The organism is Sphingomonas sp. Ant H11 (genome assembly GCF_000797515.1).
Classification (GTDB): domain Bacteria; phylum Pseudomonadota; class Alphaproteobacteria; order Sphingomonadales; family Sphingomonadaceae; genus Sphingomonas.
In genome coordinates, this window is record NZ_JSBN01000126.1 from 1 (window position 1) to 13,071 (window position 13,071).

Annotated in this window: 8 protein-coding genes, 1 tRNA gene and 3 pseudogenes; 10 read left to right on the forward strand and 2 right to left on the reverse strand. The window is 64.0% G+C overall.

Translation table 11 applies throughout. From position 1 onward, the window contains the following. Positions 1–256, reverse strand: a pseudogene (locus tag NW75_RS18905) (hypothetical protein); the annotation flags it as partial. A gap of 121 nt (positions 257–377) precedes the next feature. Here NW75_RS18905 and NW75_RS18910 point away from each other — a divergent pair. The 8 genes and pseudogenes from NW75_RS18910 to NW75_RS18945 all read left to right on the forward strand — a co-directional run bounded on the left by NW75_RS18910 (position 378) and on the right by NW75_RS18945 (position 9,471). Beyond that, positions 378–2,167: pseudogene (locus NW75_RS18910) on the forward strand (fatty acyl-AMP ligase). Positions 2,168–2,233: 66 nt separating this feature from the next. Next, positions 2,234–4,590 (forward strand): annotated as a pseudogene (locus NW75_RS18915) (putative bifunctional diguanylate cyclase/phosphodiesterase). Positions 4,591–4,636: 46 nt separating this feature from the next. Beyond that, positions 4,637–4,713, forward strand: a tRNA-Trp gene (locus NW75_RS18920). Positions 4,714–4,846: 133 nt separating this feature from the next. Further along, positions 4,847–5,521, forward strand: a complete 675-nt coding sequence (locus NW75_RS23195) for a glycoside hydrolase family 25 protein (RefSeq protein ID WP_052192514.1) — start codon at positions 4,847–4,849, stop codon at positions 5,519–5,521. A 194-nt stretch (positions 5,522–5,715) separates the two neighbouring features. Then, positions 5,716–5,913: a preprotein translocase subunit SecE gene (gene secE, locus NW75_RS18930; protein ID WP_029622476.1), complete on the forward strand. Its 198-nt coding sequence runs from the start codon at positions 5,716–5,718 to the stop codon at positions 5,911–5,913. Positions 5,914–5,930: 17 nt separating this feature from the next. Continuing rightward, positions 5,931–6,467, forward strand: a complete 537-nt coding sequence (gene nusG / locus NW75_RS18935) for a transcription termination/antitermination protein NusG (protein WP_033966826.1) — start codon at positions 5,931–5,933, stop codon at positions 6,465–6,467. Positions 6,468–6,593: 126 nt separating this feature from the next. Further along, a complete protein-coding gene (locus tag NW75_RS18940; RefSeq protein ID WP_033966827.1) occupies positions 6,594–7,895 on the forward strand; it encodes a dicarboxylate/amino acid:cation symporter in 1,302 nt (433 codons plus the stop codon). A 199-nt stretch (positions 7,896–8,094) separates the two neighbouring features. Further along, on the forward strand, positions 8,095–9,471 hold the full coding sequence (locus tag NW75_RS18945; RefSeq protein WP_033966828.1) for a M20/M25/M40 family metallo-hydrolase: 1,377 nt from the start codon (positions 8,095–8,097) through the stop codon (positions 9,469–9,471). On the opposite strand, the gene NW75_RS18950 is transcribed toward NW75_RS18945, so the two are convergent. Next, entirely contained in the window at positions 9,438–10,049 is a 612-nt protein-coding gene (locus NW75_RS18950) for a TetR family transcriptional regulator C-terminal domain-containing protein (RefSeq protein WP_033966829.1), read from the reverse strand. The two genes, NW75_RS18945 and NW75_RS18950, sit on opposite strands and share 34 nt — an antisense overlap. 67 nt (positions 10,050–10,116) lie before the next feature. Here NW75_RS18950 and NW75_RS18955 point away from each other — a divergent pair, with 67 nt between their 5' ends. Both NW75_RS18955 and NW75_RS18960 read left to right on the forward strand, forming a co-directional pair. Then, on the forward strand, positions 10,117–11,292 hold the full coding sequence (locus NW75_RS18955) for an aromatic ring-hydroxylating oxygenase subunit alpha (RefSeq protein ID WP_156143077.1): 1,176 nt from the start codon (positions 10,117–10,119) through the stop codon (positions 11,290–11,292). A gap of 136 nt (positions 11,293–11,428) precedes the next feature. Beyond that, on the forward strand, positions 11,429–13,024 hold the full coding sequence (locus NW75_RS18960; protein ID WP_033966830.1) for a phytoene desaturase family protein: 1,596 nt from the start codon (positions 11,429–11,431) through the stop codon (positions 13,022–13,024). Positions 13,025–13,071 lie beyond the last annotated feature (47 nt).

Sequence of the window (13,071 nt, forward strand, 5' to 3'; positions counted from 1 at the left end):
GCCCGCGCTCCCCAAAGGCACGGTCGTCAATATAGCCAAGATCGGCCAGCTTTTGGGCCAGCGCGGCAGGGTCAGCGTCTTCGCCTTCCCATCCACGCTCACGAACCTTCCGCAAAAGGTAGGCGGTCAACCGGCCCCGCGTCGTCGCGAAACGTTCGACATAGCGCAGCGCAAGGCGCTCCAATGCCGCTGCATCCAATGCGGGCGCAATGCGTATCTCTTTGGGATTTGACGGGTTACGGATGGGATCGCGCATGACGCCATCATTGTGCCACAGTCGAACCGGATTTTGAACGCTTGGCATAAGCAGGGGTGCATGCCGAAGGAATTAGAGGCGCAGCGGCCGCGTGCCGTTGCGATCAAGGGCACAAAGACACATGACTATCGATGTTTCGGGCGATCTTTTGGGCGATGCAGAAGTGCGAACCGTCGCAGTGGAAACACCCAAGGCGATCGCGACACCGACCGAGGACACACTGGCGCGACGGTTCGCCGATTTCGACACGCTGGGCGAAGCGCTCGATTATGCGGCAAGCGGACAACGCGGGCTGAATTTTCACGATGCGCGGGGGTCGCTGACGCGGCCCTACCGGTTCGCCGAGCTGCGCGACGATGCGCTGGCGATGGCGCGCCGACTGATCGCAGCAGGGATCGAGCCCGCCCAGCGGATCGCGATCGTCGCCGAGACCAGCCCGGAATTCGCCGCCCTGTTCTTCGGCGTTATCTATGCAGGGGCCTGGCCCGTGCCTTTGCCGCTGCCGACATCGTTCGGCGGGCGTGATTCCTATATCGAGCAGCTGCGCGTTCAATTGACGAGCTGCGATCCGGTGATGCTCATCTATCCCCCGGAACTATCTCAAATGGCGGGCGATGCAGCGGGATTGGCCGGAGTCGCAGGCATGGATTGGTCCACCTTTGCCACCCGTGCAGCGCCTGATGTGGCCCTGCCCCAGCCGCGCGGCGACGACATCGCCTATCTGCAATATTCAAGCGGGTCGACACGCTTCCCGCATGGCGTGGCGATTACGCACCGCGCCCTGCTCAACAACCTCGCAGCGCACGCCCATGGCATGCAGCTGATCGAGAGTGACCGCTGCGTGTCGTGGCTGCCCTGGTATCACGACATGGGCCTGGTCGGCTGTTTCCTGTCGCCCGTCGCCAATCAGGTTTCGACCGATTATCTGAAGACCGAGGACTTCGCGCGCCGTCCGCTCGCGTGGCTGGACATGATCAGCCGTAACCCCGGCACTTCGGTCAGCTATTCGCCAACCTTCGGCTACGACATTTGCGCCCGCCGCATGTCGAGCCAGACCAAGGCGTCCGACCGCTTCGACCTGTCGCGCTGGCGCATCGCGGGCAATGGTGCCGACATGATCCGGCCCGACGTGATGCAGAGCTTCGTCGATTCCTTCAGCGACGCCGGTTTCAAGGCCAGCGCCTTCCTGCCGAGCTATGGTTTGGCCGAGGCGACGCTGGCGGTGTCGATCATGCCGCCGACCGAGGGCATTCGCGTCGAACTGGTCGAGGAAACCCAATTGTCGGGCGTCCCCGTCGGGCAGGACCGGCCACAGCGGTTCCGCGCGATCGTCAATTGCGGCAAGCCCGTGCGCGACATGAAGGTCGAGATTCGCGAAGAAGACGGCACGCCGCTGCCCGAACGCGCGATTGGCAAGGTGTGGTGCTCGGGGCCGTCGGTGATGGTCGGCTATTTCCGCGACGAGGCGTCGACCAATGCCTGCCTGGTCGATGGCTGGCTCGACACCGGCGATATGGGCTATCTCAGCGACGGTTATGTCTACATCGTCGGCCGCGCCAAGGACATGATCATCATCAACGGCCGCAACCACTGGCCGCAGGATATTGAATGGGCGGTCGAGCAACTGCCCGGCTTCAAGGCGGGCGACATCGCGGCCTTCGCCATCACCACCCCCGGTGGGGAAGAAACCCCCGCCGTTCTTGTACAGTGCCGCAGCTCGGACGATGCCGAGCGCCTGCGCCTGCGCGATGAGATCCGCGAACGGGTGCGTTCGGTTACCGGGATGAACTGCGTGATCGAACTGATCCCGCCGCGCACATTGCCGCGCACCAGCTCGGGCAAGCTCAGCCGGGCGAAGCACGCAACCTGTATCTGAACGGCGATATCAAGCCCTACGATCTGGCGGCGTAACGGCCCGCAAAAAAAGTCGGGCGGCTATAACGATCCGCTAACGCTGCTTGCGGTAGTGTCGGTGTCGTGAGCACCGACAGCACCTCTCAATTCGCAACGCCGCGGATCGACGGCCGGGCATTGCTCGGCCTTTACGACCCGGCGGACACCACCGACTGGGGCCCGATTCGCGCGGCCCAGCTTCATGCCGGTGGGCAATTGGCGCTGTTCCTGCTTGGGGCGAATGTCGTCGGTGCAGCGCTCGTCACGCTGATCCTCGCCCATATCGCCCCGTTATGGGCACTGGCAAGTTGGGCGACGGTGGTCGCCGCCGTATCGGTGGCGGTTACCTTTCGCCGTCTCGCCGCGCGCCAGCGGGCGGGCAACGCGGCGGGATTGCGCGATGTACGCGATACCGTGCTGGAAGGCATCGCGCTCGCCGCAGTCTGGTCGGTGCCGCCGCTCGCACTCGGCATGCGGGCCGATGCCGGGACAGCGCTTGGATTGTGGATCGTTCTATCGCTGTTGATGACCGCGTCCGCCACCGCAATGGCTGCGCTGCCGCTGGCGACGCTCAGCTTTCTCGGTATTTTGGGTTCGGCGATTGCGGCGATGCTGTTTTTTGTCGGGGGGCCGCTCTTTGCCGCAGCGGTGCTGCTGTTTACCGCTTTGCTGATGATCGGCTGTTTCAGTCGCGCGCGCGCCCTGGTGCTGATCCGCGCGGGCGAAATTTCGCTGGCGGAGCGTGATGAAACCGTCAGCCTGTTGCTGCGGGAAGCGGAAGACCATGGCGCAGACTGGCTTTGGGAAACCGATGCCGGTCGCCGGGTGGTCCGCGCATCGTCCCGCTTTGCGCATTCGGTCGGGCTCGATCCGGTCTCGATCAACGGCAAGTCGCTGCTGCAGGTGCTCGCCGGGCCGACTTGGGAAGCAGGAAATTTCTCGGCTGGGCTGCGCCAACTGTCCGACAACCTGAAGGGACGTGAGCCGTTTCGCGGCGTTTTGCTGCCGGTGTTGGTCGGCGACACCGAACGCTGGTTCGAGATCGCCGCCAATCCGCGCCATGACGAACGCGGGGCGTTTATCGGCTTTCGTGGCGTTGGATCGGACGTCACCGAACAGCGGGCATCGGCCGACAAGATCAACCGGATGGCACGGCTCGACACCTTGACTGGCCTCCCCAACCGCTTGCTCATCAACGAAGCGTTGGTGCGTGCCATGGCGGATGCGGAAAAATGGGGCAGCCGCTGCGCCTTCATGATGATCGATCTCGATCGCTTCAAGGCGGTCAACGACACGCTCGGCCACCCGGTCGGAGACCGGTTGCTCAGTCGCGTTTCGGAACGACTCGCGAGTTTGATGAGCGACAACGAAATTATCGGCCGCCTGGGCGGCGACGAATTCGCCGTCGTCGTCCGCGACGCCAGCGACACGTTGCGCCTCGAACGCCTTGCCCAGATGATCGTGGACACGCTGTCGCGCCCGTATGAGATCGATCAGCACACGCTCTACACCGGGGCCAGTGTCGGCTTGGCGACCGGACCACGCGACGGGCGGACCGCTGAAATGTTGATCCGCTCCGCCGATCTGGCGCTGTATCGTTCCAAGGACGCGGGCGGAGGCAAGTTCACCAGCTATGAACCGCAATTGCACGTCGCGGCCGAAGAGCGCCGCTTGCTCGAACAGGCGTTGCGCAAGGCGCTGAGCAATAACGAGCTCCATCTCAACTACCAGCCGGTGGTAAACTCCGACACCGGGCTCCTGACCGGCTTCGAAGCTCTCGTACGCTGGACGCACCCGGAACTGGGCGTCATTTCGCCCGCAAAATTCATCCCGCTCGCCGAAGATGCGCGCCTGATCGCCCCGATCGGGGAGTGGGTCTTGCGCACGGCTTGTGCCGAAGCTGCCGGCTGGCCGGGCGAGACGCGGGTCGCGGTCAACGTGTCGCCCGAGCAACTGCACAACCCCGGCTTCGTGTCGATTGTCGCCTCGCTTTGGCCAATAGCGGCCTGCCTGCCCACCGCCTCGAACTCGAAGTCACCGAAAGCGTCTTCATGCGCGACGACACCGGTGCCGTGAAGGTGCTGGAACGGATTTTGGCGCTCGGCGTGCGGCTCAGCCTCGACGATTTCGGGACAGGCTATTCGTCGCTCGGTTACCTCAGCCGCACGCGCTTCTCGACCATCAAGATCGACCGGAGCTTTGTTATCGGTGCAGCCAAGGGTGTGGCCGAGCCGATCGCGATTATCCGTGCGGTCGTGGTGCTTGCGCAGAGCCTGGGCATGACGACCACCGCGGAAGGCGTAGAAACGGCCGACCAGCATCGCATGGTTCAAGATCTGGGCTGTACCAAGGTGCAGGGCTATTATTTCAGCCGCCCCCTGCCCGTCGCCGAAGCCCGCGCGCTCGCCCATCGTGACGGCCACGAACGCGCCGTTGCATGAGGCATCTTGCGGACTACGCAACCGCTCGCTAAACGGCCCGTCTGATAGGGGTGTAGCTCAGTTGGTTAGAGCGTCGGTCTCCAAAACCGAAGGCCCTCGGTTCGAGTCCGAGCTCCCCTGCCACCTTCCATGCCATAGCAGCTTTGGACAATTCCCGACACTCTTGAGAACTTTCGCCGCGTTAAGCGACTGATATCGCGATTCGGTTTTACAGTAGAATCGTGTTATGCCTCCCACAACTTCGGGGGAGGTTCTTATGGCATCGGGCATCCGGACTTTCGGAATTGACGTTTCCCACTGGAACGGCAAGGTTTCGTGGGATGTGGTGCTGAAACCGGACGCGCCGGTTACGGTCCATTTCGCCTACGTAAAGGCGAGCCAACTGTATCTTGGCGCATCGGGGCATGCCGTCCATCAAAAAGACAGCGAATTTGATGAAAATTGGGCGGCGCTGAAACACCATGGGCTGAAACGCGGCGCTTATCATTATTGTATGCCGGAGTTCACCGCGCAGGACATGGCCGATCTGTTTCTGAGCGTCTACCATCCCAGCAAGGGTGATCTTCTGCCGACGCTGGATGTGGAGGACGAGTATGTCCGCGCCATTCAGGCGGGCACCAAAACCCGGTCGCAACTGGTCGCGCAGATCGTTGAATTCGGCAAAATCCTGGTGACGGCGACGGGGCACCAGCCGTTCCTGTACATCCGCAAGGACATCGCCGATTTCCTGGGCAACCCACCGGAATTTGCCGCGTTTCCGCTCTGGCTCGCCAATTATAACCATCCGCCGACGCCGCCGGTGCCGAAACCGTGGACCGCCTATACGCTGTGGCAATATTCCGAGCAGGGCCACCTCGCGGGCGTACCGGGCAATTGCGATCTCGATTATCTGAACGGCCCGCCCACCTTGCTCGACTCGTTCGTGATCTGACGCGAATGCGGCGGCGATGGCGGTTCCGATCTTCAGGCCGTTGTCGCCCAATCGTGAGGCGAGTTGATTTCGCCTGCCGCCCGCGCTAATGCTTGTCTATTCCGAAATCGGGAATTCTCGTCATCGGGCCTTGGCAGGCCCGGACGGCGGGCCCATGTCCTGATCTTGGCCAAGAAAACATGAGTGCACAGCCCGTGGCGAAGACGACCCCCCTCGAATTCATCCGACAGGTTCAGGCCGAGACCAAGAAGGTCGTGTGGCCGACCCGGCGCGAGACGATCATGACCGGCGTGATGGTCGTCATCATGACGACGCTGCTCGGCCTGTTCTTCTTCGTGGTCGACACCGGCTTCGAGGCGATCGTCAAGCTGCTGCTCAGCCTCGCCAAATAATCTAGGTAAACGAACACATGGCACGCTGGTACATCATCCACGCTTATTCGGGTTTCGAGGGCAAGGTCCGCGATTCGATCATGGCCGAAGCGACCCGCATGGGGCTCGAGCAACTGGTCGAGCAGATCGAGGTTCCGACCGAAACCGTCACCGAGGCGCGCCGCGGCAAGAAGATCTCGGTCGAGCGCAAGTTCATGCCGGGCTATGTGCTCGCCAAGCTCAACATGAACGACGACGTCTATCACCTCGTCAAGAACACCCCCAAGGTGACCGGCTTCCTTGGCCCGAACGGCAAACCGCAGGCGATCCCCGAGGCGGAAGCTGCGCGGATGCTCAACACCAAGGAAGAAGCCGCCGCTGCGCCCAAGCAGAAGATCAAGGTCGATTTCGAAATCGGCGATTCGGTCAAGGTGCTCGACGGCCCGTTCGCGAGCTTCAACGGCATTGTCGAGGAACTCGATTTCGACCGCAGCCGCGTCAAGGTGTCGGTGTCGATCTTCGGTCGCGCCACCCCGGTCGAGCTGGAATTCGAACAGGTCGAACGCAGCAAATAAGCGTTTTTGCCGGGCGCGGCGTCGCAACCGCCGCGCCCGCATTTTACAAAAAGCTGGCGCGCCATGCGCCACGCTTTAGGACCGTCCTTCACGCCCGCCGATTACGGCGGCTGACCGAGAGGGACCATGTCGATCCACCCCGCCCCCACGCCCGCGCACGGCCCCAGCCCCTTTTACTACCATCTCTATTTCCAGGTGCTCACCGCGATCGTGCTCGGCGCGCTGGTGGGACATTTCTGGCCAACGACGGGCGAAGCGCTGAAACCGCTGGGCGACGGCTTCATCAAGCTGGTCAAGATGGTGATCGCGCCGGTGATCTTCCTGAGCCTGGTCAGCGGCATCGCCGGCATGCGCGAGTTGAAGTCGGTGGGGCGCGTCGCGCTCAAGGCGTTCGGTTATTTCCTGTTTTTCTCGACGCTGGCGCTGATCCTTGGTCTGGTGGTCGCCAATGTCGTCCACCCGGGCGCGGGCATGAACATCAATCCGTCAACGCTCGATGCCGGTTCGGTGGCCGGTTATGCGCATCAGGCGCATGAAACGACCTTTGTCGGCTTCCTGATGTCGATCATCCCTAATACGATGGTCTCGGCGCTGACCGAAGGATCGATCCTGCAGACGCTGTTCGTGGCGGTGCTGTTCGGCATCGCGCTGACTTTGGTCGGCGAAGCGGCCGAGCCGGTGCTCGATCTGATCGAGCGGCTCGCCCTGATCGTGTTCCGCATCGTCGGCATCCTGATGCGCGCGGCCCCGGTCGGCGCGTTCGGCGCGATCGCCTTCACCGTCGGCAAATATGGCGCGAGCAGCCTGATCAATCTCGGCGGGCTGGTCGCGACCTTCTATTTCACCTCGATCGTATTCGTGCTGGTCATTCTCGGCGCAGTGGCGCGGCTACACGGTTTCTCGATCCTGCGCTTGCTCGCCTATTTGAAGGCCGAGTTGCTGCTGGTGCTCGGCACCTCTTCGTCCGAGGCGGCCCTGCCCAACCTCATCACCAAGCTGGAGGCGGCGGGGTGCGACAAGGGCGTGGTCGGGCTGGTCGTGCCGACCGGCTATTCGTTCAATCTCGACGGCACCAATATCTACATGACGCTGGCCGCCTTGTTCATCGCGCAGGCCTGCAACGTGCCTTTGTCGATCGGCGACCAGTTGCTGCTGGTCGGCGTGGCGATGCTGAGTTCGAAGGGCGCGGCCGGGGTGACCGGGGCGGGCTTCATCACGCTGGCCGCCACGCTGTCGATCGTGCCGTCGGTGCCGGTCGCGGGCATGGCGCTGATCCTGGGCGTCGATCGCTTCATGAGCGAATGCCGCAGCCTGACCAACTTCATCGGCAATGCCGTCGCCGCGATCGTCGTCGCGCGCTGGGAGGGCAAGCTCGACCGTGCCAAATTGGAGGAGGTGTTGTCGGGCGGGGCGCACCGTTTCGGCTGAAATAGACCGCACCCCCTCCCGTTCGGGCTGAGCTCCCTCCCACTGCGGGGCGCTCGCAAGGGGAAAGCAGCCCTTCGACAAGCTCAGGGCGAACGGGAGGTATGCATGCGCTCGATCTACGCCCGAACCCGCCCCCGCTTGCGCCAATCCCCCCAAACGCTACGCTCGCGCTTTACCCGCCCCCCGAGGACCTTCCAGTATGCGCATCTTCGCCCTTCTGCTTGCCGGCACCCTCCTGACCAGCGCTGCGCAAGCGGCCACTCCAGCGGCGGACGAAGCGCTCGATCTGGCGAAGAAGGCGATCGCGCTGCGTTCGGTCAAAGGCCCCGGCAATCAGACTCCGCAGGTCGCCGCTCTGTACAAGGCGGCGCTGGTCGCGGGCGGCTTTGCCGACAAGGACGTCGAGATCGTGCCGGTCGACGACACCGCCTATCTCATCGGCACCTGGCCGGGCAGCGACCCCAAGCTCAAGCCGCTGGTCATTTCCGGCCATATGGACGTGGTCGAGGCCAAGCCCGCCGATTGGCAGCGCGACCCGTTCACCGCCGTGGTCGAAAATGGCTATCTCTACGGGCGCGGTGCGACCGACATGAAGCTCGACGGCACCATCGCCATCGCCGCGCTGAATGACCTGCGCCGCACCGGCTACAAGCCCAAGCGCACGATCATCATCGAGTTTTCGGGCGACGAAGAAACCGCGATGAAGACCTCGGCGCTGATCGCCGAGCGGCTGAAGAACGCCGAACTCGTGCTCAATATCGATGGCGGCGGTGGTGTGCTCGACGAGACCACCGGCAAGCCCAAATATTGGACCTGGAACGGGGCTGAGAAAACCTATGCCGATTTCCGGCTGACCGTCACAAACCCCGGCGGCCATTCGTCCATGCCGCGCCCGGTCAATGCGATCGTCGAGCTGTCCAGGGCGCTCGAAAAGGTCGGTGCCTATCACTTCACGCCCGAACTGAGCCCACTGACGCGCGAGGCGCTAGCCAAGGCCGCGCCGTTCGAGGAACCCGAAATCGGTGCCGCGCTGAAGGCATTCGTCGCCGACCCGACCGACAAGGCCGCAATCGCGACGCTGACCGCCAACCCGGCGACGGTCGGCAAGATCGGCACGACCTGCGTGCCGACGTTGGTCAGCGGCGGCCATGCCGAAAACGCGCTGCCGCAGCGCGCCACCGCCAACATCAACTGCCGCATCTTCCCCGGCCACAAGCCCGCCGACATCATGGCCGAGCTCGGCCGCGTGATCGATGATCCGGGCGTGAAGCTGGAGGATGTCAGCGAAGGCTCGGTCCCCAACGATGCCTCGCCGATGCGCCCCGATTTCATTGCCGCGATCGATCGCGCGATGGGCAAGGTCTATCCGGGCGTGCCGGTGTTCCCGGCGATGGCGTCGGGCGCGAGCGACAGCATGTGGTTCCGCTATCACCATGTGCCAAGCTATGGCGCGAGCCCGACCTTCATCAAGCCGTCCGAGGATTTCAGCCACGGCCTGAACGAACGCACCCCGATTTCGACGATCGAACCGGGAATCCGTTATTACCGCCTGCTCTTCGCCGATCTGTCGAAATAACTTTCCAACTGCCGCTCGGCGAGGACACGCGCCTCGCCGGGGGTGAAATTGCCCGGCGACAGGCACAGTTCCAGCCATAGCCCGTCGACCAACGCGGTGATCGCGATCGCCGCCAGCCGACGGTCGGCCGCAGGCAGCCCGCAGGCGGCGAGCAACGCTTCGAGATCGTCGCGATACGATTGGTACAGTGCATCATGCCGCGCGGCGATGATCGGCTTGGCCGACAGGCTCCAGAACGCGATCCAGGTCGCGAACAGCGCGCGATCGGCGATCGGCGGCGCGAAACTGGCGGTGACATAGGCCACCACCCGCGCACGCGGGTCATCGCCCGCCGCCGCGACCGCGGCCGCCAGCGCGACATGCACCTGCTGCCCGACCGCGGCATAGGTTTCGGCGACAAGGCCATCGATCCCGGCGAAATAATGCCCGACCAGCCCCGGCGACACCCCCGCCTCCAGCGCGATCGCACGCACCGATGCGCCAGTCGCGCCGTCGCGCGCCAGCACGCGCGCGGTCGCCTCGATCAGCGACTGGCGGCGCGCATCGGGTTCGGCGCGGGAGAAAGCGGGTTTGCTCATGATCCGTTCCTGTTGCAGTCGGCGAATTCCTATTATACGATCGTACAACAAGCAACCGGAGCCACGCATGCCCCCCTCGGCCGATCACGATCCCGACGCCGACTGGAGCTTGCCCGGCTGGCTCTACACCGACCCCGAATATTATGCGGTCGAGATGGCGCGGGTGATCCGCCCGTCCTGGCAGATCGTCTGCCATCAGAACGATCTGGCCGAACCCGGCGCGTTCCACACGCTCGACTATCTGGGCGAGAGCATCATCGCGGTGCGCGGCGACGACCATGAGATCCGCGCCTTCGCCAATGTCTGCCGCCACCGCGCGATGCGGCTGGTCGAGGGGCCACGCGGCTGCGCCAAGAAGCTCGTCTGCCCCTATCACGCCTGGACCTATGAGACCGGCGGACGGCTGACCGGCGTGCCGATGCGGCGCGATTACCCCGCGCTCGATTTGGCCGAAAACGGCCTCGCGCGCGTCGATCTGGAGATCTGGCGCGGCTTCGTGTTCGTCCGGCTGGAGGGCGACGGCCCCTCGGTCGCCGAGATGATGGCCCCGTATGACGCGCAGATCGCCCCTTATCGCTTCGAGGAGATGCAGACGCTCAGCCCCGTCCGGCTGCGCGACCGTGCGGTCAATTGGAAGAATGTCGGCGACAATTATTCGGACAATCTCCACATCCCGGTGGCGCATGACGGCCTCACCCGACTGTTCGGCAAGAGCTATGCGATCGAGGCCGAACCCTGGGTCGACAAGATGTCGGGTCGCCTCGTCGATCGCCCCTCCGACAACCCGTGGGAGCGCTTCTACCAGACGCATCTGCCACCAGTCCCACATCTGCCCGAGGCGAACCAGCGGCTGTGGCTCTATTTCAAGCTGTGGCCCAACATGGCGTTCGATCTCTATGCCGATCAGATCGATTTCATGCAGTGGCTGCCGACCTCGCCGACGACGTGCGTGCTGCGCGAAATGGCGTTCGCTTTGCCCGATGACCGGCGCGAGATGAAGCTGGTGCGCTACGCCAATTGGCGCATCAACCGCGTCGTCAATGCCGAGGACACCTGGCTGATCGAGCGTGTCCAGCAAGGCATGGCCTCGCACAGCTACACCGCCGGGCCAATCGGCGCGAGCGAGGTCTGCCTGCGCAGCTTCGCGCGGAAAATTCGCGAGCGGATTCCCGAGGCACGGCTGCACCGCGCGCCGGCACCGGGGGTGGTCAAAATCCCCCTCCCGCTTGCGGGGAGGGGCTAGGGGAAGGGAAGGAATGCGGGCGCGGGGGGTACGAATCCCCTCCCCCAACCCAGTTTGGGTCGGATGTGCCCCCGGCACATCCTCGACAGCGCGGGGCGCTGTCGACCCCAAACTCGCAAGCGGGAGGGGAGCAACAATGACGAAACGTTACGACGCGCTCATCATCGGCGGCGGCCATAACGGCCTGGTCTGCGCCTTTTACCTGGCGCGCGCGGGGCTGAAAGTGCGCGTGCTCGAACGCCGCCATGTCGTCGGCGGCGCGGCGGTGACCGAGGAATTCCACCCCGGTTTCCGCAATTCGACCGCAAGCTACACCGTCAGCCTGCTCCGCCCCAAGGTGATCGCTGACATGAAGCTGCACGATCGCGGCTTTCGCATCATCGAGCGGACGATCAGCAATTTCTTCCCCTTCCCCGATACCTATCTGACGCTCGGCGGCGGCACCGCCCGCACCCAACAGCAGTTCGCACGCTTCAGCCAGAAGGATGCCGACGCTTACCCGGCTTATGACGCCGCGCTGGAAAAGGTCGCGCAAGTGTTGCGCGATCTGGCACTCAAGACCCCACCCAATGTCGGCGGCGGCCTCCGCGCGCTTCTCTCGGGCGCGACGCAAGGCTGGCCGATCGCCAAGATGGAGATCGAAGCGCAGCGCGACCTGCTCGACGTGTTCACCAAATCCGCGCGCGATTTCCTCGATGGCTGGTTCGAGGACGATCACGTCAAATCGGCCTTCGCCTTCGATGCCGTGGTCGGCAATTATGCCGGCGTATCGACACCGGGCAGCGCCTATGTCCTGCTCCACCACGTCTTTGGCGAAGTGAACGGCAAATATGGTGCGTGGGGCCATTCGGTCGGCGGCATGGGCGCGATCACCCAGGCAATGGCGCGCGCGTGCGAGGATGCAGGCGTCGAGATCAGCCTCGAGGCCCCCGTCGCCAGGCTGCTGACCGAAGGCGGCAAGGTCGCGGGCGTGCGGCTCGAATCAGGCGAGGAAATCGCCGCCACCACGGTCGCCGCCAATGTCGGCCCGGCCCTGCTCTATCGCCAGATGGTCGATTCCGCCGACATGCCCGCCGATTTCAAGCGCCGGATCAATGGGTTCAAAACCGGCAGCGGCACCTTCCGCATGAACGTCGCTCTGTGCGAACTGCCCGATTTCACGGTGTTCCCGGGCAAGGACAAGGCCGAGCACCACACCGCCGGGATCATCATTGCGCCGGGGATGGACTATATGGACCAGGCGTTCATCGACGCGCAGCAGCATGGCTGGTCGAAAAAGCCGATCGTCGAGATGAAGCTGCCGACCACGGTCGATGACAGCCTCGCCCCGCCGGGAATGCACATTGCCAGCCTGTTCTGCCAGCAATTCGACCCCAAGGTCGATTGGGACACGCACCGCGAGGAGGTAGCCGATCTGATCGTCGATACCGTCACCGACCATGCCCCCAATTTCAAAGCCTCGGTGATCGCACGGCAAATCCATTCTCCGCTCGATCTCGAACGCAAGTTCGGGCTGATCGGCGGCGACATCTTCCACGGCACCATGGGGCTCGACCAATTATGGGCGGCGCGCCCAATGCTCGGCCACGGCGATTATCGCGGGCCGATCAAGGGGTTGTACATGTGCGGATCGGGCACGCATCCCGGCGGCGGCGTGACCGGCGCACCGGGGCACAATGCGGCGCACGAGATTTTGCGGGATCGGAGCTTGGTGGGGCGGCTGTTCGGGTAGGGGGCCGCCTCCCCCGTCACCCCGGGCTTGTCCCGGGGTCCACCGGT